Annotated in this window: 23 protein-coding genes and 2 pseudogenes; 6 read left to right on the plus strand and 19 right to left on the minus strand. The window is 50.9% G+C overall.

The window, feature by feature from the left end; all coding sequences use genetic code 11:
• The first annotated feature begins 13 nt into the window (after window positions 1–13).
• The 3 genes from OXH16_22105 to OXH16_22115 all read left to right on the plus strand — a co-directional run bounded on the left by OXH16_22105 (window position 14) and on the right by OXH16_22115 (window position 2,863).
• Complete coding sequence (locus OXH16_22105) at window positions 14–1,582, plus strand: bifunctional response regulator/alkaline phosphatase family protein (GenBank protein ID MCY3684100.1); 1,569 nt, start codon at window positions 14–16, stop codon at window positions 1,580–1,582.
• A 9-nt stretch (window positions 1,583–1,591) separates the two neighbouring features.
• The gene (gene tsaE, locus OXH16_22110) at window positions 1,592–2,035 is read left to right on the plus strand and encodes a tRNA (adenosine(37)-N6)-threonylcarbamoyltransferase complex ATPase subunit type 1 TsaE (protein ID MCY3684101.1); all 444 of its coding nucleotides are present in this window, start codon (window positions 1,592–1,594) and stop codon (window positions 2,033–2,035) included.
• A gap of 111 nt (window positions 2,036–2,146) precedes the next feature.
• A complete protein-coding gene (locus OXH16_22115) occupies window positions 2,147–2,863 on the plus strand; it encodes a hypothetical protein (protein MCY3684102.1) in 717 nt (238 codons plus the stop codon).
• An 18-nt stretch (window positions 2,864–2,881) separates the two neighbouring features.
• On the opposite strand, the gene OXH16_22120 is transcribed toward OXH16_22115, so the two are convergent.
• From OXH16_22120 to OXH16_22150, 7 genes are read right to left on the minus strand one after another with little or no spacing between them, the layout of a single operon-like run.
• A complete protein-coding gene (locus OXH16_22120) occupies window positions 2,882–3,340 on the minus strand; it encodes a GNAT family N-acetyltransferase (GenBank protein ID MCY3684103.1) in 459 nt (152 codons plus the stop codon).
• On the minus strand, window positions 3,337–4,074 hold the full coding sequence (locus OXH16_22125) for a hypothetical protein (protein MCY3684104.1): 738 nt from the start codon (window positions 4,072–4,074) through the stop codon (window positions 3,337–3,339). Before OXH16_22125 ends, OXH16_22120 begins: the two co-directional genes overlap by 4 nt.
• 14 nt (window positions 4,075–4,088) lie before the next feature.
• Complete coding sequence (locus tag OXH16_22130) at window positions 4,089–5,069, minus strand: mannonate dehydratase (GenBank protein MCY3684105.1); 981 nt, start codon at window positions 5,067–5,069, stop codon at window positions 4,089–4,091.
• A gap of 12 nt (window positions 5,070–5,081) precedes the next feature.
• Window positions 5,082–6,197, minus strand: a complete 1,116-nt coding sequence (locus OXH16_22135; protein MCY3684106.1) for an aminotransferase class V-fold PLP-dependent enzyme — start codon at window positions 6,195–6,197, stop codon at window positions 5,082–5,084.
• Window positions 6,198–6,227: 30 nt separating this feature from the next.
• Window positions 6,228–7,196: a hypothetical protein gene (locus OXH16_22140; GenBank protein MCY3684107.1), complete on the minus strand. Its 969-nt coding sequence runs from the start codon at window positions 7,194–7,196 to the stop codon at window positions 6,228–6,230.
• Window positions 7,197–7,213: 17 nt separating this feature from the next.
• Window positions 7,214–8,206: a hypothetical protein gene (locus tag OXH16_22145; GenBank protein ID MCY3684108.1), complete on the minus strand. Its 993-nt coding sequence runs from the start codon at window positions 8,204–8,206 to the stop codon at window positions 7,214–7,216.
• Window positions 8,203–8,775 (minus strand): class I SAM-dependent methyltransferase, encoded by a 573-nt coding sequence (locus tag OXH16_22150; protein ID MCY3684109.1) that lies wholly within the window; start codon window positions 8,773–8,775, stop codon window positions 8,203–8,205. Before OXH16_22150 ends, OXH16_22145 begins: the two co-directional genes overlap by 4 nt.
• A gap of 145 nt (window positions 8,776–8,920) precedes the next feature.
• Here OXH16_22150 and OXH16_22155 point away from each other — a divergent pair, with 145 nt between their 5' ends.
• On the plus strand, window positions 8,921–10,627 hold the full coding sequence (locus OXH16_22155; protein ID MCY3684110.1) for a thiamine pyrophosphate-requiring protein: 1,707 nt from the start codon (window positions 8,921–8,923) through the stop codon (window positions 10,625–10,627).
• Between the two features lie 8 nt (window positions 10,628–10,635).
• Here the strand turns inward: OXH16_22155 and OXH16_22160 are convergent, their stop codons facing one another.
• On the minus strand, window positions 10,636–11,520 hold the full coding sequence (locus OXH16_22160) for a Fic family protein (protein ID MCY3684111.1): 885 nt from the start codon (window positions 11,518–11,520) through the stop codon (window positions 10,636–10,638).
• 237 nt (window positions 11,521–11,757) lie between these two features.
• Between OXH16_22160 and OXH16_22165 the strand changes: the two are divergent.
• A pseudogene (locus OXH16_22165) lies at window positions 11,758–12,048 on the plus strand (HigA family addiction module antitoxin).
• On the opposite strand, the gene OXH16_22170 reads toward OXH16_22165, so the two are convergent.
• Window positions 12,021–12,776: a phage Gp37/Gp68 family protein gene (locus OXH16_22170; protein ID MCY3684112.1), complete on the minus strand. Its 756-nt coding sequence runs from the start codon at window positions 12,774–12,776 to the stop codon at window positions 12,021–12,023. The pseudogene OXH16_22165 and the gene OXH16_22170 overlap by 28 nt on opposite strands.
• A gap of 177 nt (window positions 12,777–12,953) precedes the next feature.
• On the opposite strand from OXH16_22170, the pseudogene OXH16_22175 reads away from it, so the two are divergent.
• A pseudogene (locus OXH16_22175) lies at window positions 12,954–13,199 on the plus strand (HigA family addiction module antitoxin).
• Between the two features lie 69 nt (window positions 13,200–13,268).
• Here OXH16_22175 and OXH16_22180 read toward each other — a convergent pair.
• The 10 genes from OXH16_22180 to OXH16_22225 form a co-directional block, all read right to left on the minus strand.
• A complete protein-coding gene (locus tag OXH16_22180; protein MCY3684113.1) occupies window positions 13,269–13,679 on the minus strand; it encodes a hypothetical protein in 411 nt (136 codons plus the stop codon).
• A 20-nt stretch (window positions 13,680–13,699) separates the two neighbouring features.
• Entirely contained in the window at window positions 13,700–13,966 is a 267-nt protein-coding gene (locus tag OXH16_22185; protein ID MCY3684114.1) for a DUF2442 domain-containing protein, read from the minus strand.
• A 107-nt stretch (window positions 13,967–14,073) separates the two neighbouring features.
• Entirely contained in the window at window positions 14,074–14,688 is a 615-nt protein-coding gene (locus OXH16_22190) for a hypothetical protein (GenBank protein ID MCY3684115.1), read from the minus strand.
• A 2-nt stretch (window positions 14,689–14,690) separates the two neighbouring features.
• Window positions 14,691–15,737, minus strand: a complete 1,047-nt coding sequence (locus tag OXH16_22195; GenBank protein ID MCY3684116.1) for an AAA family ATPase — start codon at window positions 15,735–15,737, stop codon at window positions 14,691–14,693.
• Between the two features lie 163 nt (window positions 15,738–15,900).
• Window positions 15,901–16,827: an HNH endonuclease gene (locus tag OXH16_22200; protein ID MCY3684117.1), complete on the minus strand. Its 927-nt coding sequence runs from the start codon at window positions 16,825–16,827 to the stop codon at window positions 15,901–15,903.
• A complete protein-coding gene (locus tag OXH16_22205) occupies window positions 16,824–17,705 on the minus strand; it encodes a hypothetical protein (protein ID MCY3684118.1) in 882 nt (293 codons plus the stop codon). The genes OXH16_22200 and OXH16_22205 overlap by 4 nt, the downstream gene beginning before the upstream one ends.
• Before the next feature lie 42 nt (window positions 17,706–17,747).
• Window positions 17,748–18,623, minus strand: coding sequence for a hypothetical protein (locus OXH16_22210; GenBank protein ID MCY3684119.1), 876 nt, complete (start codon window positions 18,621–18,623; stop codon window positions 17,748–17,750).
• Window positions 18,624–18,669: 46 nt separating this feature from the next.
• Complete coding sequence (locus OXH16_22215; GenBank protein ID MCY3684120.1) at window positions 18,670–19,548, minus strand: hypothetical protein; 879 nt, start codon at window positions 19,546–19,548, stop codon at window positions 18,670–18,672.
• 37 nt (window positions 19,549–19,585) lie between these two features.
• Window positions 19,586–20,440 (minus strand): hypothetical protein, encoded by an 855-nt coding sequence (locus tag OXH16_22220; GenBank protein ID MCY3684121.1) that lies wholly within the window; start codon window positions 20,438–20,440, stop codon window positions 19,586–19,588.
• Between the two features lie 118 nt (window positions 20,441–20,558).
• Window positions 20,559–21,986 carry a TolC family protein gene (locus tag OXH16_22225; GenBank protein ID MCY3684122.1) on the minus strand — a complete coding sequence of 476 codons (1,428 nt, stop codon included), beginning with the start codon at window positions 21,984–21,986 and terminating at the stop codon, window positions 20,559–20,561.
• Window positions 21,987–22,000 lie beyond the last annotated feature (14 nt).

Consider the following 22,000-nt stretch of genomic DNA (forward strand, 5'->3'; position numbering starts at 1 on the left):
AGTAGAGGTGCATGTGAATCAAACGCAAGAAGCCAAGCAGATTTTGTGGGCAGATGACGAGATTGATTTGTTGCGACCCCATCAAATTTTTCTCAAGGATCGAGGGTATGATATAACCCCTGTGACCAATGGCGACGATGCTATTGCCATGGTACAGAGACGCGGATTTGATGCGGTATTGCTCGATGAGATGATGGCTGGACGAGATGGGTTGTCAACCCTGGCGGCGATTAAGGATATCAATCCGCATATTCCGGTTATTATGATTACGAAAAACGAAGAAGAACGGTTGATGGAACAGGCTATTGGACAGCGGATTGACGACTATTTGACCAAGCCCGTGAATCCGAGTCAGATTTTGCTGGCGTGTAAAAAATTGCTCGATGCACGTCAAATTCAAAAAGACCGCATGGGGCTGGACTATGCCGCTGCATCCAACAGATTGCGCGAAGCCCTCGTACTGGCCGATTCATGGCGAGATTGGATCAATCTTCACGTTCGCCTGTCTGAGTGGGATTTGGAATTGGATCGCTTTTACGATCCGGGCTTGCGCACGATGCACGACGATTTGCGCCGCGCCTGCAATTTGGCGTTTGGCAAGTTTGTCGAGGATAATTATAGCCAGTGGGTGCAAGACGAAGAGGATTCGCCCACGCTTTCTGTAGATATTGTATCCGAATTTGTCGCGCCCTGTATGCAAGATGGGCAACAGGTGTTTTTTGTGGTGGTCGATTGTATGCGATTGGATCACTGGTTTGCCATTTTGCCGTTGTTGTCCGATATTTTTGATATTGAGCAACACTACCACTATTCTATTTTGCCCACTGCGACGCCGTATTCCCGCAATGCTATTTTCAGCGGCCTTTTTCCCATTGATCTCGCGGGGATGTATCCCGATGAGTGGCAAGTCGCGCGTGACGACGACATGAGTCGCAACCGACACGAGCACCAATTGCTCGATCAACAACTCGCAGAAATTGACCCCGAATTGGATCTGGATACGCGCTACGTCAAAATACTGGATATTACAGAGGGCAACCGGCTGGCGAAGAAGGTGCATTCTTATCGGTCTTTTCCGCTTATGGCAGTTGTGGTCAATTTTCTGGATATGCTCACGCACGGCCGTTCCGAATCCGAATTGTTACAGGAAATGGCGCCCAATGAGTCTGCTTATCGGTCTTTGACGCGGTCGTGGTTCTCGCATTCTTCTCTTTTTGAGATGTTGCGCAAGCTGTCCGAGACCGACTCGACAGTGGTGCTGACGACAGACCACGGCTGTATGCTGAGTACGCGGGCTTCTCTGGCTTATGGCAATCGGGATACTTCGACTGGGATTCGCTTTAAATACGGCAAAAATTTGCGATGCGATAACCGCCACGCGATGCATATTCGAGATCCCGAGGCTTTTGGTTTGCCAAGTATAGGACAGGGGACTAATTACATTATGTGTCGAGAAGATTACTTTTTTGTGTATCCCACCAATTTCAACGAGTATCAGGCCAAATACGCGAATAGTTTTCAACACGGGGGGATTTCTCTCGAAGAGTGTATTTTGCCGGTTGCCATTATGCGCGGGAAATGATTGGGTACTATGTCAGATAGGACGATTACACAGGTATCTTCGTCACCCGATCAAACACATGGGTTTGGACGCGATCTCGCAGCGAGGCTCGAGCCAGGCGACTGCGTTGCGCTTACAGGAGATTTGGGTAGCGGGAAGACCTGTTTTGTACAGGGTGTTTGCGCGGGCTTGAATGTGACCGATTATGTGACGAGTCCGACTTTTGTCATCGTCAATGAATACGCGGGGTTTTCGCCCGATGGAAAGCCGATGCCGGTGTATCACTTTGATCTCTATCGGTTGGGCAGTCCCGATGAACTCTATGAGATTGGGTGTGACGATTTGTTTTACGGCGAGGGTGTGTGTTTGATTGAGTGGGCAGATTTGGGGGGTGATTTGATTCCCGACCATGCCATTGATGTGCATTTTGCCCATGCGGGGGAGATGGTTCGGAATCTGACGATTGAATCGTAGCGTCATTCGGTCAGACCGGGAGGGAGTGACGTGTTCCAAAAAAAATATAATCGCAGGCCCATTTGGGTGTGTTGGTTTACGCACTGTACGCTTGCTATGTGTGTTTGCGTTATGGTATTTGTACCGGTCTGGGGACAGCAAGACTTACAGCCTCGGCAATTGGTCGAAGCCCCTACGGCAGGTTTGTTGCCCGGCCGCAGTTTGGGCCTGGATCTTCGGTTTTATGGAGGCGATGGGATTTTGGGCGGCGTATGGGTCGGTTTGTTCAGTCGGGGTATGGTTGGGGTGTCTTTTGGCGGTAGTGATCTTTTGGGCAATGAGGCGGTGAATTTAAATCCGAGGATCGAATTTTCAGGCCGCGTGCGGGTGATTGAAGAGGGATATACAATTCCGGCTCTGGCAGTGGGTTATACATCGCAGGGATACGGGATGTTCGATGATGAGTTGAAGCGCTATACCCGCAAGTCCAAGGGGATTTATGCCGTTGCCAGCAAAAATTTCAAGTTGCCTTTGGGGCATACGGGTCTTCACGCTGGGGCGAACCGAAGTTTTGAAGATGGCGATGGCGATGATGATTTTACGGGTTATGTCGGGGTAGATACAGGGCTTGGGAAATATGTGATGGTGCTGGCGGAATACGATTTTGGATTGAACGATAATTCGGACAATAGCCTGGGTTCTGGAAAGGGATTTTTTAACGCCGGTATCAGATGGACGCTGTCTGAGACATTTGCTCTGGAATTTGATTTGAAGAATATTTTCCGCAATGGCATGCAAAATCCACACCCCGATCGGGAGCTTCGCATTGCGTATTTTGGAAAGTTTTGATTTTTTTAAGCGTGAGTTTTACCATCCCTCTTTCATCCACTCAAACATTTTGTAGTGGTTGCCGTCCATCCCCATTGCGTTATAAGTTTTTTGCGCCCTTTCGTTTTCCCGTTCGACATAAAGCCGGAGTCCACGCAGGTCGGCGGATTGTTCGACTCTGGTTTTTAAGTTTTCATACATCATCCTGAAAACGCCGCGCCGCCGTGCGCTGGGGATTACATAGACCGAATGGATCCACAATACGGTTCCGTTGCGCCAGTCACTCCATTCGGGGACGGTGAGCAGGCAGCCAGCTACTTCTCCGTCTAATTCTGCAATCCAATACGCCCCTTTGTGCGGGTCGTCAAAGATGGCCTGTACGCCTTTTTCAACGGTTGGTTGATCCAGTGTAAGATCTTCCGCTTCTTTTGCCATTCGGATTTGAAAATCCACGATGTAGGGGGCATCCTGTCGTCGCCCCCGACGAATCTCGATCATAATCCCTGCTTCCATTTGCGATATAGTTCGAATGTTTCTTCATCTGGCGGATAGTATTTGCCAGGGGAGAGGTTTTCCGTGTCCAGACGTCTTCTGATCCATTCTTCGAGGTCGTCGTATTCTATCGCTTTTTGAGCCATTTCTGGCGCGACTTTGCGCGGGATGACGACTACGCCGTCGTCGTCGGCTACGATGTAGTCTCCCGGTCTGACGAGGACGCCATCGACCTGTACCCAGTCATTGGTCGAATATGGCGTTCCAACGCGGGTGCCGAGGTTTGATGTTTTGCCATATCCCCACAACATGACGCCGTAGTCTTTGACGGTGTGCATGTCGCGGATGCCGCCATCGCATATCAGTCCATCTACGCCCCGCTGTTTTAAGCGAAGAAATTTGATGTCTCCGCCAATGGACATCAGTTTGGTGCGCATGGATTCCATGACGATGACGTCGCCCGGACCGGCGAGTTCAAAGGCGGCGTATTCAGGGGATTCTTCGCCGTCTGGTTTTTCTTCGTCTGCATCGGGACGCGAGGGCACAAAGCGCACGGTGATGGCTCTGGCGACCAGTCGTTCCCCGGGGTTCATGGTTTGCAGATTGGGCATGTAGGTGTATCGCGCGTCATACCCATTGCGAGCGAGTACATCGACTACAGCGGTTGTGTTCACGCGCTTGAGTGCTTCTCGCGTTGCGTTGTCCAATACGTGATCGGGGGTGGGTTGTACAATTGCCATGTATTCTCCTGTTTTTATTTACTCTCGTTTTCGACTGCCTGTATCAATGCGATGATGTACCCAAATTGGAATGCCCACGCCTGGGTTACGCGGCTCGAGACGCCTTCGGGAGCTGTGTCGTCGGGGTGGCGGGGGGCGTGGTCGGGCATGAGCATGTAGGGATAGCCTGCCTGGTGTAAAGCTTTTACGATTTCGTACATGTTGACGTCGCCTTCATCTGGCCAGGTTTCGCAAAAGTCGTGCAGGCCTCCGCGGATGTTTCTGAAGTGTACGTTGAAGATTTTTTTTCTTTCTGCGAAATATTTGATGATGGGCGGGAGTTCTTCGGCCGGGTTTTCCAGTCCTTCGGCGGCTACGCCACAGCAGAAATTGAATCCGTGATAGGAGCTGTCAACCAGTTCGCTGAATCGCTTCAGGCCTTCAAATACGGGATAATTCCACTTTTCCACGCCGTTTAGGACAGGTGCCGGCGGATCGTTGAGGTGGCACGCCAGTTGGATTTTGTATTCTTCGGCTACGGGCATGATGCGTTCGAGGAAGTACGCGGCTCGTTCAAAAGCTTCTTCTCGGCTTACGCGTCCTACTTCGGTGAGGGTGTCGTTGTCGTATTCGGATAGGACAAAGGAGCTGTACGTTGTGCCGCCGCGACCCGGCCTGCGTCCGGTGCGCTGTACAAGGCCGCCGGAAGGTGCGCGCAAGACGCAGAAGTTGTAGTTCAGACCGCGCAGTCCGGCTTTGTGCGCGTTTTCGATGTATTGACAGAACAGGTCGATGTCCTGGTCGCGTTGCGGGTCTTTTGCCATGGGGATGCTGTCCATTGGGGGGACGTGAATCATTTCGAGTTCGACTCCGTAAGCGGCGGCTTCTTCTCTGTGCCGCGTGAGGGTGTCGGTATCCATGCCATCAACTGTGGCGTCAAAATGGGTGACGCCATGGCGGGATAGAAATTCCATTTCTATTTTTGATGTGCCGAAGTACTGTGTGCCTACGTACATGATGGTGTCCTTTCAAAGAATTTGGGATAGGGCGTCGTCGAGTTTCTGGACGGTGCGGTTGATGTTCTGGAGTTTGTCCAGGCCGAATAGGCCCAGGCGGAAGGTTTGAAAATCTTCTGGTTCGTCGCATTGCAAGGGTACGCCAGCGGCGATTTGAAGGCCCGCGTCCATGAATTTTTTGCCGGTGTGTATGTCGGGGTCTTCGGTGTAGCTGACTACTACTCCCGGCGCCTGGAATCCCTCTGCGGCTACGCTTTTTATGCCTTTGCTGGTCAGGAGTGCCCGCACTTTGTCGCCGAGTTCACGTTGTTGCGCGCAAATTTTTTCAAAGCCGTAATTTTCGGTTTCTTTCATTGTGTTGCGAAAGACTGTGAGGGCGTCTGTGGGCATGGTTGCGTGATACGCATGGCCACCACCTTCATAGGCTTCCATAATTTGAAGCCATTTGTGCAGGTCGCAGGCAAAACTGGTGCTGGTTGTGGATTCGATTCTTTCCAGTGCAGGGGAAGACAGCATGACGAGGCCACAACACGCAGCGGCACTCCAGCCTTTTTGCGGGGCGCTGATCAGGATATCGACACCGCAGGTTTTCATATCGACCCAGATTGTTCCCGAGGCGATGCAGTCCAATATTAGCAGGCCGCCAACAGCGTGTATGGCATCTGCTACGGAACGGATGTATTCGTCGGGCAAAATGATCCCGGATGCGGTTTCGACGTGTGGCGCGAAGACAAAGTCCGGTTTTTCCGATGCGATTGTTTCTGTGACTTCTTCAATAGGTGGCGGTGCAAATGGGGCGTGTTTGTCTTCGCCTGTGCGCCGCGCTTTGAGGACTGTGGATTGGGATGGGATGTCGCCCATTTCGAAGATTTGGCTCCAGCGATAGCTGAACCATCCATTGCGAATGACCAGGCATTTTTTGTCTGTGGCAAATTGTCGCGCTACGGCTTCCATGCCGAATGTGCCACTGCCGGGTACGACGATGACCGCGCTGGCGCGATACACTTTTTTGAGTGTGGTGGAGATATCTCTCATGACGCTCTGGAAGGATTGCGACATGTGGTTGAGTGCGCGGTCTGTATAGACGACGGAGTATTCCAGGAGTTTATCGGGGCGTAAATCTGACATTATTGTCCTCTCGTGAATGAATAATTTGATTTATAGTGAAACTTCGGCGATGGCTATGCCGCTTTCTCCTGCGATGGCATATAATAAATAGATGTGGCCATTTTCTTCAAAGATTGCCGGGTCGCGCAACTGGTTGACGTGTCCATAGGCCACGCTGCGAATAGAGGGTTCCAGTGGTGCGTCTGCGCCTTCATAGGGGTGTTCCGGGCGCAGGATTTCTACGCTTTCTGTTTCACACCAGTTTTGCCAGTCAACCGATATGTCAATGGTGCTGAGTAATATGCTTTCGGGTACGTCTCCTACCTGTGTCCAGAATATGTACAGGGTATTTTCGCGTTTTAATAGCGCTGCGTGGCGCATGTTTTTGTTGAATAGCAATGGGCCTTCTTCAAAGTGCGCGAGTCCGTTAGCTGAGCGATAAAATTGGCCCGGCATTGCCATGCCATAGACATAACCCGCGTGTCGAAAGATTCTGAGATAGCTTTTGGCAAAGGTTTCTGGGCGCGCTGTGAAGTTGATTCCGTCGGGGGATGTGGCGACGCGGCTGATTTGATGTGCGAGTTTTTCAAGGCCGTGATAGTACATGACAATGGTTTGGTCGGCGTGGTTGACGTGTACATCTGGCGATGCGATATGCGGTGTGGTGGCTTCTGTCAACAGGTCGTGAGACAATTTTTGAGGCCCTTTTTCTTCGTGCCAGAGGGCTTTGATTTGTGCTATGTCTTTTTCTGATGCGGCGAGTGGTTGCGTGGGAAAATGAGAGTCGGCGAGTTGCAGGGTTCCCGGTGGATGTATTTTCCATGGTCCGCGCAGGTTATCTGCGTATGCGAGGCGGATGTACCTGCCTTTGTGGTCGGCAAAATAGAGGTAGTACGATCCGAGTGGTTTGGGTACCCAGTCGGGTACGCGGATTAGCGAGGGTCCCTGGATGTTGTGTCCGATGCTCGGGTGCAGATCCGGGGTGATGATGGGGGCATCGAGTAGCCGCGTGACGCGCATGTTATTTTTCCTTGTGATTATACCAGTCCTGATGTGAAGAGTACCATGTCTTCTTCGAAATTTCTCAATGGCGCTATGCCGAGTTTGTTGAGTGCGTTGTGATAGATTTTGACCCCTTCTTCCGGGCTGATAAGGCCGTCTGCGATGTCGCGCAGGACTTCGACAAATGCTCTGGGATTTTCGGCACCTTTGATGCGGCGGCCAAAGAGGGCGACGCGCGCGCCGTGTTTTTTGGCTTCGGATATGAGTTTGAATGAGTCGTAAGTGGTGCTCGTTGGTCCGCCGAGGATGCCGACGACGACTGTGGAATCGTAGTTGACGAGGGCTTCCATGGCTTCTGGGCCATTGTAGGCGATTTTCAAAAATTCGGGTCGCGATGCCCGGGGTATGCCAGCGAGCATTCGGGCGATCTGATCATTGACGTATTTGGGGATGTCTTCTGCGCTCAGCCCGCAGTCCGCTACATTGGGATTAAAGACTTCGAGGAAATACCGGAAGCCTTTGCGTGTGGCTTCGGTTCTGAAGGCTTTGAACTGCATCAGTGAAAGCCAGTCTGTATCCAGATTGTTGTTGAATGTGATGGAGTACAGGCCGAGGTCGATGTCTGGTTTCTGGTCGGGTTTGGGCAATAGTGTGCCGTATTGCGCTTCTTCTATTGTGGGCGAGGCAAAGGGACGAGATGGCAGGGAGGTGTATCCTGCACCTGTTGCATCCCACAGGTCGGTTGTGTCATTGGCGCGCACGGCAGGTGTTACGGGTGATGTGTCAAAGAGCCGTTTCTCATGTGCCAGGACGTCCATAGTGGAGACAGAGGTTAGCAGAACATCGATTTTTGCCTGTTCAGTGATATCCACAAGGTCATCGTAATAGGCTTGTATAGATGGTGTGGCATCTGTGAGTGTTGCAATCCCTTTTGACATGTCGGGATCAGCGGCATACGCGATGATGAATGCATCGCTGTTGGGGTTGCTGCGTATGTCGGCGAGTTTTGTGTCTAATGATTTTTTCATTTGTGTCCTTTTCCTGTTTTGTGAATTAAAATTACATCGGCTCCGATGAATTCGATTTCTGTTTTATAGGTGTTTCCCAACCATTCAAATGTCGTTTTTGAAAAGAAACAGATGTGTGTTGGGTCTCTTTTGTAATGCCAGTTTTCAAATGCGGGTTTGTCGATTGCGAGTTTGGTCATGATGCCGAGTATGCCGCCAGGTTTGATAAGGCGATATAGTCTTTGCAATTCACGTTGGGGATTTCTCAGGTGTTCGACGACTTCTGTTGCGGTTACAAAGTCGTATTCGCGCTGTAAGACTTCGGGGTTGTGCGCGTAAAATTTGTCGTATATATCGACGGTATGTCCGCCTGCTTGAAGCATGAGGGATAATGTCGGTCCGGGACCGCATCCAAAATCCAGGCCGTGCGCGCGTTTGGGTAGGCGCGCTTTCAGGGGGTTGCAAATTCGCGATAAAAATGCCCTGTATTTTGGGTCTTCTGGATTATTTCTGTGCAGGTCGTAGCGTTGTTTTTCCTCTTTTTCCGATAGGTGAAAAATTTTGGGTACAAAGACGAGGGAGCAATTCATACAGATCAGATATTCTCTGAATGCGTCGCGGAGATAGTGGGTTGTGTTCTGGCTTTTGCAAAGCGGGCAGATGTCCGCTGAAGAGTTGTGCATGGTGTAGATTAAATGATGTGGCGTCTCAAAATCCCATTGTATTATTCGCGTAATGAGAATATCTTTGGCTCCGACCCTGCATAAGGTAACAATTTATCTATTTTTCACAATACACAAAACGGAGAAGTCCATGACTGGTTACGATGCTATGGCGCGTGTGCTCAAGGCAGAAGGTGTTGAATTTCTGGTGGCATTTCCCCATCAGACACTGATTGAAGCGTCGGCGAAGGCGGGGATTACCCCTATTATTTGTCGTCAGGAGCGCGCGGGTGTCAATATGGCCGATGGTTTTAGTCGCGTGTCCAATGGAAAGAGGTTTGGCGTTTTTACGATGCAACAAGGTCCCGGCGCGGAGAATGCATTTGCGGGCGTGGCACAGGCGTTTGCAGATTCGGTGCCTGTGTTGCATTTGCCCGGCGGGGAAGCGCTGTCGCGTCAGGGGATTCATCCCACGTTTGAAGCGGCGCGGAACTACCGTCATATTACGAAGTGGACGGCGCAAATATACGCGGTGGAGGATATTCCGCTTATGGTGCGTCGCGCGGTTGTGCAGTTGAAGAGCGGGCGTTTGGGTCCCGTGTTGTTGGAGATGCACAGGGAGGCTATGGCTGCCGAATATCCCGGTGAGGATGTCGCTTATACGCCGGTTCAGGTGCGCCGTTCTGCCGCTGCGTCTGAAGATGTGCGCGATATGATTACAGATCTTCTCAGAGCTTCTCGTCCGGTTATTATTGCGGGGCAGGGGGTGTTGTATGCCGAGGCGACGGAGGAGTTGATCGAGTTTGCCGAGTTGGCCAGTGTCCCGGTGATGACGACGCTTGCGGGCAAGAGTGTTTTTCCAGAGACGCATCCACTGTCGCTGGGTACTGGGGGACATACATATACGTTGATGGTTAAGCGGTTTTTGGCGTCGATGGATTTTGGGCTGGGGATCGGTACGAGTTTTACGCGCAATACATTTACCACGCCGATGCCAGAGGGGGTTCCTCTGGGGCAGGTGACGAATTGCGCCGAGGATATGGGTAAGGATTTCGAGGTTGCTGTGGGTGCATTGGGGGATGCGAAGCTGGTGTTGCGGCAGATGATTGAGGAGGTTAAGCGACAGGTTGGGGAGAATGGGCGCGAGAACGATGCCGAGGATCGGGTTGCCGCTGTGACCCGGGAGTTTGCCGCTCAGTGGGAGCCGCATTTTACGTCGGATGAGATTCCGATCAGTCCGTATCGCGTGATTCGAGAGTTGGAGAATGCGGTGGATGTGGGCAATACGATTATTACCCACGATTCAGGTTATCCGCGGGATCAACTCGTTCCGACGTGGAAACCCGTGTCGCCGCGCGGGTACCTGGGCTGGGGCAAGTCAACGCAACTCGGATATGGTCTGGGCCTGGCAGTGGGCGCGAAGTTGGCTGCGCCAGAGAAGCAGGTGATCAATTTGATGGGTGATGCCGCGTTTGGGATGGCGGGGCTGGATCTGGAGACGGCTGTTCGAGCAGAGATTCCGATTTTTACGGTTGTGCTCAATAATGGGGTGATGACGAAGTACGATTCGCATATGCCCTATGCTTCAGATCGTTTTGGGAGCAATGAGTTGAGCGGGAATTACACGCAGGTAAGCGCGGGGTTGGGCGCACAGGCAGAGCGCGTGGATACGCCCGACGAACTCGCCCCCGCGATCCACCGCGCACTCGCCGCGAATAGAGAGGGCAAAACCGCTGTGCTGGAGGTTATGACCAAGGCAGAGCCAAATGTTCCGACGTAAGTGTGCATTCAGTAGATGAATTCTTGGCCGATTTTCCATACTCCCTTCTCGCGAAAAGCGGGAATGGTCTGGCGGCGGGCGGCGTTGGTGACAGCGGGTGCCGAAAGCCCATTCTGTCTGATGTAATCCGATAGCTTGATGATTGCCTCTCCCTTCAAATAGCTCAGTCGTTTGTGCAATGACTCTGTGAGGGCCAGTGATAGAATCCCTTCCATCGTCCTGGTCATTCTGCTATCTCCGTAGTCTCTGAATGCCCTATAGTACGTCTCTTTTTCCGAGTTGCGGATGATAAGGCGCGGCAGACCGAGTTGAAGGAGTTGAAAATTGATAATGACCCGCCCCATGCGGCCATTGCCGTCGCAAAAGGGATGGGTGGTCTCGAAATCCAGATGAAATCGGGCAATTTTATCCAGGAAATAGGTGTCGAGATCACTGGAATACTCGACGAGGATGTTGTCTATCATGCGTTCCGCCTGCTCGGGTGCTGGCGCAATATGGGTGCCCACTCGTACGTACTCTCCCTGCTGTCGAAAGCGTCCTGCAATGTCATCGTTGATGCCGCCGATAAGCATCTGATGCAAAAGTAGCATCAGGTCTTTATTCAGTTCGCTATCTTTCGCTCTGTTGCGCTTATATTCTGTGACACGAGCCAGGTTTTTCGCTTCAAAGACTTCCCGCACAGATACATTCCGAGATAACATCTGCTCCAACAGGATTTTTTCTGTTTCATTGAGGGTGAGGGTGGAGTTTTCAATGGCGTTTGAGTTGTACACGCTCTCAGGTACCTCTACTTCGTCAATCATCGACAGTAGCGATTCTTTACCCTGACGCAAGATATCGTACTCTCGTTTCAGAGCCTGGATGCGGTTTTTTATCGGTTGTGTGCTTGCCATATCATTAGAATACCCTATTCACGATAAATTGTCAAATTTTAGTGAATAGATGGGTAAAAATGGGATCTATTCACGATAAATTGCTAAATTTTAGTGAATAAATAGGTTAAAATGGGTAGTATTCACGGTTTTTTCAGATCGAGCAGGGGGAGTATTTTATTTTAGAAGAAGATAGGGTATATTTTAAGGAGAGAATGCTTGTAACGTGGACCTGATTGACCACTACTAAGGAAGAGAAGAATGCCGATGAAGAATCCGCCCCATCCGGGGCTGTCAGTACGCTGCGATTGCCTGGAGCCACTCGGGCTGAGTGTGGCCGAAGCCGCTCAAAAACTCGGCGTTGACTATGAAGAACTATCAGATATCGTGAATGGCCGGACTGGCATTTCGCCCGAGATGGCGATTCGCCTGGATAAAGCCTTTGGTGGAAGCGCTATCACATGGTACCGAATGCAAGCAGCTTATGACTTAGCCCAAGTCATGCAGAAAGCCGACGAGATTCAGGTTGAGCGCGTCTCATCGGATTGATCGTACTCTATATCGGGATATTCCTGCCATTGTCGCCCGTCCAGCGTGTTGCCACCAGCCTTGGGCGTGCGCCCTCCCCACTGCTTGAAGAAGAAAGCGACGTGTTGCGCCTGACATTTATCGCGTAATTCACGTAGCCACTCTACTTTAACCGGACGCGCTCCTGGTCCGCTCTCACCTCCAGCGATTACCCAATGAATATCTGTAAGGTCCAACGAACCAAGTGCACCGAGCAACGGTTCGAATGAAACAAAGCGCGTTGAGGCGTTGGTTTGTTTTAAGTGCCGCAGGCGTGTCATGGCCGCAGCGTCTTCGATAGAGACACCGAGCCAGATATGTGGTGGGGCGGATAGGCTCTCATAGCGTTGATGGACAAAATCGCGCATCAGCGAACTGCGTTTGGTCAGCACTTGATAGATGTGCCAATCCGCATACTCCATCGTATCAAATACGCGATGGATGTACTGAGTTGGTATGTCCTTATGGAATAGATCGCTCATCGAATTGACAAAGATGAGTTGTGGACGCCGCCAGTGCTTGGGTTGCTCAAGGCGTTCGGGACGAAGCGTGAGGTCAAAACCCGTTTCAAAAGGGTTTTCCTTGACGCCGCGGAAACGCTCCGATAATCGCTCGGCATAACAATGATCACAACCTGCACTCACTTTTGTGCAGCCAGTGACCGGGTTCCAGGTGCTATTGGTCCACTCAATGGTGCTTTTGCGCGACATGCAATTCTCCTGTGTGCCATTTGGAATAACAAAAAATAAACACTGAACATAAGTATAGTATATTTTGGGCCAACGATCAAGTATGTGGTATTTTGATTCTGGAAGAAGATAGAGTATATTTTGAGGAGAGAATACTTGTAAGTGGGATATGATTGACTACTACTAAGGAAGAGAAGAATGCCGATGAAGAATCCGCCCCATCCAGGACTGTCAGTACGTTACGATTGCCTGGAGCCACTCAGGCTGAGTGTGGCTGAAGCCGCGCGAAAACTCGGCGTTGACTACGAGGAACTATCGAATATAGTGAATGGCTAGGCTGGCATATCGCCCGAAATGGCGATTCGCTTGGACAAAGCCTTTGGTGGAAGCGCGATCACCTGGTATCGAATGCAGGCGGCCTACGACTTGGCCCAAGCCCTGTAGAAGGCCGATGAGATTCAAGTTGAGCGCGTCGTAATTACTGCACCATCCGACTGATTAATCTCTTTGCTGTCATAAATCCTGAGCCTCGCGCAGCCGCTCAAAGCAGTAATTCACAACTTGCGGCAGCATGCCTTCCCACGGTTCGCAACCGTTCATGCGTGCGCCATGAAACAACCCGGCGAATGCAATTTTCTTTGCGGGATCAACGCTGACAGTAAGCATCACATCCCGGTCAATGACCCAATCGAAATCCACTTCGCCGTGTGGTGTGGCGTTCACATCCGGCCTACTGACATGAGGCGGAAATTCGTCAATCAGTTTCTGGGCAAGATCTGCTGTCTCCAGAGCAAGGGCAAGAGCACCTTCGCCATCCCAGTCTTCGGTTCCAGCATCTTCAAGCAGACTGTGAACTTCGCGCTTGAGTGATGTGCGCTCCTCATTCGGATATTCGCCGGTCGTATCTGTATGATAAATTCTCAACCTGTTCCTTATCTTTGATCTTATTGTCTTTGGAGAACTTCGGGCGCAATAGCAGTTGGCTGGCTCTCCAGATAGAGTGTGTCATAACTCAGGTCTAACTCGCCTGACCACTCCACGGAACCTGCTACTACACGAACCGCCTGGAAGGTGGCGCGATTCTGAAGGCGCACAAAGACGCCGCGTTTTAGATAGGGCTTCACATCGAATATACGCTGTTCGCCATTCTCAAATATTAATTCCAGTTGATAATCTTCGAGTGGGCGTACTTGCTTGACATAGGGATTCATTTCAATCTCTCAAGCCATCATCTATCACCCGATAACTTCGCGTAATCAATTTCCAGTAACTGGTGATTTGTTTTTTCAGTTTTAGGAGATCGGGTAGGTGGGCTGCGTTATAGTATTTTTTGTAAAAAATCACGAACATTTCCGAAAACGTCGTGATCTAAATCCCAATAGTCATTCTTTGCTGCTACGCCTACAGAAAAATGCGGATCGGGTTTCGTTGTCAAATAAGCATGGGCACGGGCTTTGTGTGGGTTTTTGATGGACACATCTAGCAAATTTTCGACACACACAAAAAAATCATCAATGCAGTGATTCACTGGAGTGTCCGAAAAGCTCTCACAAAGTAGCGTCTCGAGCATACCCGAGCGATTATCACCAGGCAGTATTAGCACCGTCACCGCTGGGCTGATACCTGTACGTTTTGCAGGGCTATCCGGCATAGGTAGTTCGGCATTCTTCAGTGAGGACTGTACGCTTTGGAACGCGCTTCCAGCGGAATTTTCTGCATCCCTAACAATACCGATACTCTGGACGATCTGACGAAATCCAGTCGCGCTTACAAGTCCCTCCAGAAAATCGCGTAGTTCGCTGACGCCGCCGAAGTTTTGGATCTGGATATTCTCAAGAGATAGATGGTCGATAAATGCTTCAAAGAAATTGCGCTGGTCATTACCCTCAACGAGAAGTTGGATTGCCGATTTGATTCCTGTTGGTTTTGGCATATTTAGCGTACCTCAAGCCCGTGTCGAATCGCAGCACTGATTCCATTTGGCTTAACGGTGACACAGCTACTCTCCGCATCACTGACTTCGAGGCGGTGTAGGAGAAAGCCGTTAGAGCCAAGGGCTTGATGCGCCGCTTCTATACATTCAAAACTATGCGTAGTCGCAAATATCTGTGTGCTGGACTGTTTAGCCGCTTCATCAATGACCCGCCAGACATCGGGTAATACGGAGTGGTGAATCCCATTCTCCACTTCATCTACCAGAACGGCACCATCCGGTGCAGAAGCTATGGCCAAAACAAGGCGGGCAATTTGGGTCATGCCTTCGCCCATTACGGATAGCGGTACCAGTTCGGACAATCCGATGTCTCCCCAGATTAAGGGTATACCGCTGGAGGAATTGTCCTCGATGCTTTGCAGCCTCGGCTCGACAACTTGTAGTGCTTTTAAGAGCATATCTCCCTTTTTCTGCTGTCTCAATTTTCCCAGCCTTATGGCATCTTCTTGGATATTCCTGATTCGAGACAAGAGAATTATTGCAATAAAGGGGACATCTATAACAGGCTGATTGACCTCAAACCCTTGTTCATTCATACGTATATGGCTTTCAACCTGTTTACTTGCAGCAGAACCGCGATATCGAAATACGAGTGAACGTTCATCAAAAAGGTTTGTGGCTGAAGTTCCATTCGTACTATCAACTGGAATTTCAGCAGTAGGCTGTGGTTCTGAGGAGATCTTCAATGTTAATTGAGCGCGTGATGGTCGAGCTCCTTTGATCTCAATAGCACGTCCCATGTCCAGATTGGAAAAGAGTTGTTTCCAGAAAGGATTACCAGTCGAAATTTCGCTTGGTTTTAGGCCTCTAATAATATTGTTATTTATTGCCATTTGTGCGTTTCCGGCTCCAGCCAGCAGAAAGATTGCTTCGAGTAAACTGGTCTTGCCGGAATTATTTTTTCCGGCAATGAGGTTAATGCCGCTCAATTGGTCAATTTTGAGTGCGTTGAAGCCGCGAAAATTTCGTATCTGCAAGCGTTTCAACATCGCTTTCACTCCTCGCTTATATCTGATTTTCCAGATTTCCTTCGTACTAATTTGCGGTTGTTCCAGCAGGGCGGTTCAAAATATAATATCCAAATTCGGTGTAAAGATCAAATTATTCATCTCTTATGCAGTATCACCTACTTATCGCTAAGACTGTGTAGGGTTATGGGGATGAATTTCGAAAGGACTCGAATCGACGCTCCAGAAAATCGCGATTTGGCCAGTCTTCCCGTTCTCTCGGAAGCCGGAGTTCAGTTCCATCGAGGTCTTTGAGAGCTACCAACAGATCGCCATCTTCTTGATTGTGCAACTGCGACGACACATGGACCCGAAAATCGGGATCAACACTGATCAAATGAGAATCGAAGGCGATATGGTGCAGTGCAGACATGCAGATCCCATTCTGAATCGAAGGAGGACCACCTTCGGCATCGGGTACAATATGGGCACCGACCAGCAGTTCGCGTACCGGTAATCCGCTGAAAGCGCATCTCCATTCGTATGCCGTTTTGGTGCGAAAGCTAAACTTAGCCTGGTGGATTCTGGTGCGTGTTGTTGTCGGGGAATAGGAAGCTACAATACTATCTCGGATTATGTTAGATGATCTGACTCCGGGAATCTCAAAGTCGTCTGTCGTCAATAGCACGTATCCTTCTTCCTGCTTGAACTCTTTGATCCAGATCGGAAATATTGGTAGATACGTGGCTGGCGCAAGCCCCATAAAGTAGATAAGCGGTGCGCCTCGCCGCCTTGCGGCTAACAGTGCTTGGTTGGTCAGGTTATTCGATCCGCCGCGTGCGAGGTCATAACGAATCAGGCCGGTATCGTGGTCCAGGTTCGAATCGAGATCCTGATCGCGGTACCATCGCGACCTTCCGGTGCGAGGGACTGTCGTCTTGATGCTGAGAGCGGCACTCATCTGCTTCGGCTTGAAGATACCTGTCACCTTGTTGGCGAACAGCACACCTTCGCCGCCCACCTGGAAACCTGTCCTGATTGCGTCCCAGGGAACTTGTCCGCCCCACTGCCGCGAAATTTTTTCAATGGCGACGAATGCTGCAGCACGAATATGTTTATCTGGATCGGTCATCTCTCACCCGATAACTTCGCATACTCAATTTCCAGTGGCTGGGTGATTCGTTTAGCAATTTCCAGGAGGTCGGGTCGGTCGGGTGGGATATCTTTTTCCATCTTTCCATCGGGATACACGGTTACTGTGTCTATCCTTTTGATGAATCCCTTTTTGGCTGTCGCGCGATTGAACTGGAGGCCGTCTTTTGAAATTGCCATGCGAGTCTGTAAAATGTGTCCTTCGCCGATAATGCGAAAAAGAAAGCCCAGGATGCCGGATGTTGGGCGGCCTGTAAGCCCTTTGATCTCGTCATAGGCAACCCAATTTCCAAAATCCAGCAGGCGATAGGTCATCACCCGCCGATTGGTTACTTTGAGATGTGGGGTCGAGAGCGTATCCATGTACGAATACCGGTCCGGCTTGCCGGGCTGGTATTCCCACCAGATTCGCACATTTACTGCCAGTTCTGGCGTTGGGGCTTCTACGATCTCGCGGATGACCCGATCTACCCGATAATCTACTTCCGTATTCTGTTTGTATTGATAGGATAACTGCGCGTACTGAGGCATCGCGTCTTCTGCGCGTGCGGTCACTTCCATAAATGCCTGAAACCAGTTTTCGTACCCAATAAATAGCGGCAGCCCCTGCGGATCGCGCGCCCTTGCCTTCTGTGCGAGATAAAGTATCATCTCTCCCTGAAATCGCGCACCATTGGTCGTCGCTGTCGGGTCGTAATTGTCACATTGCCGCATCGCCTCTACGATCTCTGTTCGGCTTACGACCTGATATTCTGGACGCACGCCGTCTGCTTCGATATACGCTGGTTGATCCAGCGTAAAGAAAAAACAAAGGAGGGTTGCGATTCTCAGCCCTCCAATGTAGTGAAAGCCCGTCATATTATCCCTTAATCCATCAGTTTGTCACAGCCGAGATAGCCATCATCTATCGCCCGATAACTCCGCATACTCAATTTCCAGTGGCTGGGTGATTCGTTTTTCTAATTCTATGAGATCGGGCCGGTCGGGTGGGACATCTATCTCCATCTTTCCATCGGGATACACGGTCACTGTGACTATCCTTTCCAGGAATCCCTTTCTGGCTGTTACTCGAGAGATCTGGAGGCCATCTTTTGAAATTGCCATGCGAGTCTGTAAAACGCGTGCCTCGCCGATAATGTGAAAAAGAAAACCCAGGATGCCGGATGTTGGACGGCCTGTAAACCCTTCCATTTCGTCAAAAGCAACCCAATTTCCAAAATCCAGCAATCGACAGGCCATCACCCGCTGATTGGTTACTTTGAGATTCGGCGTCGAGAGCGTATCCATGTACGAATACCGATCCGGCTTGCCGGGCTGGTCCTTCCACCAGATTCGTACAGTCACTGCCAGTTCTGGCGCTGGGGCTTCTTTTACCTCTCGAATGACGCGATCTATTCGATATTCTATTTCTATATTCTGTTCATATTGATAGAGTAGTTGCGCGTACTGAGGCATCGCGTCTTCCGCGCGTGCGGTCACTTCCATAAATGCCTGAAACCAGTCCTCATACCCGATAAATAGCGGCAGTCCTTGAGGATTGCGCGCGCTTGCTTTCTGTGCGAGATAAAGTACCATTTCTCCCTGAAACCGCGCACCATTGGTCGTCGCTGTCGGATCGTAATTATCATATTGCCGCATCGCTTCTACGATCTCTGCCCGACTCACCACCTGATACCCCGGACGCACATCGTCTGCACATTCTGGCCGATCCAGTGTAAAGAAAAAACAAAGGAGGGTTGCGATTCTCAACCCTCCAATATAGTGAAAGCCCGTCATGTTATCCCTTAATCCATCAGTTTGTCACAGCCGAGATAGCCATCATCTATCGCCAGGTAACTTTCACATAATCAATTTCCAGTGGCTGCATGATCCGCTTTTCCAGTTCTATGAGATCGGGTCGGTCGGGTGGGATATCTTTCTCCATTGTTCCATCGGGATACACCGTCACGGTGGTCGTCTTTTCTATGAATCCCTTTTTTGCTGTGGCTCGCAAGATCTGGAGGCCGTCTTTTGAAATTGCTATGCGAGTCTGTAAAATGTGGCTTTCGCCGATAAACCGAAAAAGAAAACCCAGTACGCCGGATGTTGGGCGCGCTGTAACGCCGTCGAACTCATCATAGACAATCCAATTTCCAAAATCCAGCAACCGATAGGATATCACCTGGTAATTGGTTAATCTCAATTTTGGCGACGAAAGCGTATCCCTGTACGAATACCGATCCAGCTTGCCGGGCTGGTCCTCCCACCAAACTCTCACATTTGTTGCCAGTTCTGGCGTTGGGGCTTCTTTTACCTCTCGGATGACGCGATCTACCCGATAATCTATTTCTGTATCCTGTTTGTATTGATAGGATAACTGCGCGTACTGGGGCATCGCGTCTTCCGTGCGTGCGAGTACTTCCATAAATGCCCGAAACCAGTCCTCATACCCGATAAATAGCGGCAGTCCCTGTGGGTCGCGCGCGCTTGCCTTCCGCGCGAGATAACACACCACATCCGCCTGAAACCGCGCGCTATTGGTCGTTGCTGTCGGGTCGTAATTGTCACATTGCCGCATCGCCTCTATTACTTCTGCCCGACTGACCACCTGATACCCCGGGCGCGCTGTATCTGCCTCGACACCTGCTGGACAATGCGGTGATAAGAAAAAACAGAGGAGGGTTGCGACTTTCAACCCGCCTCTGTAGTGAAAGTTCGTCATATTATTCCACAATCCGTCAGTTAGTCACAGCCGCGATCTAATTTTTCAACACTATGAGGATGCGCTGGCCAACGAGCAAGGGATCGGAAAAGGAGATGCTGAGGGTTTTGGCTGCTTTATCCTCGCTGAGTGCGTATTCTTTGTCTTTGCTCAGTTTGCCATGGTCGTCGCATACGGCGGCGAGTTCGCCCTGTACGGTAATGTTTTCTCCAATGGCAACTTTTTTAACGTCGGTGTTGTCAACGTCGGGGAAATTTATAATTTTGTAGTTTTTGCGAATCCTGCGCCAGGTATGGAGATATCCCTGTTCTTTCAGGTTATCTTCCGTGCCGATATAGACGAGGACTGAACTGATAATTTCCTCTGCATCCTTAAGGTCTTCCTGGGTGACTTTAAGGTCTTCCTGGGTGACTTTAAGGTCTTCCTGGGTGACCTTAAGATCTTCCCGGGTAGCCTGAAGGTCATTATGCGCTTTTTCGAGGGCTTCTGTTACGCGTTGAAGGCGACTGGTTTGCTCGAATAGGCTGTTGCGAAGGCTGTCGCGGGAGGCTGTGGCTTGTTCGAGGTCACCTCGCAGAGTGGTGGTGAGACGCCTGTACTCTTTCATTTCATTGGTAAGGCGGTGGAGGGTGGTCAGCAAAACTTTATTTGATTTGCTGGTACTGTCCATTTGCGCACGCACAGAATCGATGCGGACATTTAATCCCTCAACTACATGGTTAAGAGAGTCTATCAGTGCTTCATCGCGTTTGGCTTCTTCTTCTATTTGCATAACGTAGGGACTTTCCTTAATGATTTCCTCTTCGCTGGGCAAAAACGCGATGTATAAAAGAAGGGCCAATGCGATGGCGGCAATGCCAATCACCAGGATAATTTGCTTGTTGTTGTTCACGGGTTACCTCCAGAAAAAAGATGGTTGCAAAAAATGAGGGTTATGGGTTTTAGCGAGCAAGAGATTTTCCACGCCCGCTCTGGATTAGTGGCGTGGTGAAGTTGTGTGGTCCTCCCTGTTATGGTGTTGTTATGGTTTCGCGGTTGGGAAATCCGCCGCCCAATGCGAGGTGAAGGTCAATGCGCGTCTGGAGTCGTTGCTGGCGCACAACGAGCAATTGGCTTTCGGCCAGGTAAGCCGTGTTGCGCGTTTGAAGCACGGTCAAGAGGTCTATAAGCCCTCTGTAATATCTATCTTCTGCCAGTCGGCGTGCTTCACTCGCCTGTTCAGCGGCGGTTTCCAGAGCGGTCTGGCGTTTTGCCAGATGTGCTTCTGATGAGAGTGCATTTTCAACTTCGCTATATGCTTGCAAAACGGTTTGGGCAAATATTGCGGCGGCTTCGGTTTCTCTGGACCTGGCCAGATCGATATTGCCCTGTATGCGCCCGCCCTGGAAGAGGGGTTGTGTGAGGTTGGCGATCAGGCTCCACACGCTGAAGTCTCCATTGAGCAGATTGTCCAATGCGTCGCTGCTGGTTCCGCCCGAAGCGGTCAGGCTGATGCGTGGATAACGCAGGCGTTTGGCGGCTTTGTGATTGGCCTGAGACGCAGCAAATTGGCGTTCTACTGCAATGAGGTCGGGGCGTCGGGAAATGAGATCTGCCGGAAGGCCCGCGGGCACTGGCTGTGGTACCTGGGGAAGGTCGTCGGCAATGGCGAATGTGCCTGAGGGATAGCGCCCGATGAGCACTTCGAGTTGGCGAATGGCCATTTCATAGCGTTGTTCGCGCTGGTGCAGGCGGTCTTGTGATAGCGCGAGTTCAGATTGGCTCTGGCGCATGTCGAGCGAGGGGCGCACCCCGCGTTCGTAGCGCGTTCGTACTTGTTTGTGGCTGGTGAGGCTGTTTTCGTATGTTGCCTGTGCGAGTTCGAGTTGGCGCCTGGCTTCGATGGTGGCAAACCACGCTTTGGCGGTTTGTGCCGCCAGTGACATGCGCGCGCCCCGGTACATGGCCTGTGTTGCCTGATAGGTGGCCTGTGCAGCCGCAGCACTTGCGCCGAGCCGTCCCCAGAGGTCGATTTCCCACGCGGCATTGATGGAAACGCCATAGGTGGTGTTGGTGTTTGAGAGTACCTCTCCAGGCGCCTGACCGGGGATGGGAAATCCGATGAAGTTTTGTTTGCGTCTCAATCCCGATGATCCCGCGCTGAGTTGCGGGTACAGGGGTGCGCCAGCCATTTTGGCCTGTGCGCGTGCGGCTTTGAGACGCGCTGCAGCAGCGTGCAGGTTGTGGTTGTATGCGAGTGCTTGCGCGATTAAGCTGTCGAGACCGCTATCGTTAAATGTCGCCCACCAGAGGGTGTCAGCAGGTGTTGTTGTGGCGGTTTCTGTCTGATAAGTTTGTGGTGGCTGGACGGGGGATTGTTGTACGCGAGGCGCAGAAGCACAAGCTGTCATAAGCGCAAGGCAGAGTGCAAAGTAATGCCATGGCGAGTGGGTAATCATTCTCGATCTCCTGA

It is taken from the genome of Gemmatimonadota bacterium (assembly GCA_026705765.1).
In the GTDB taxonomy this organism is placed as follows: domain Bacteria; phylum Latescibacterota; class UBA2968; order UBA2968; family UBA2968; genus VXRD01.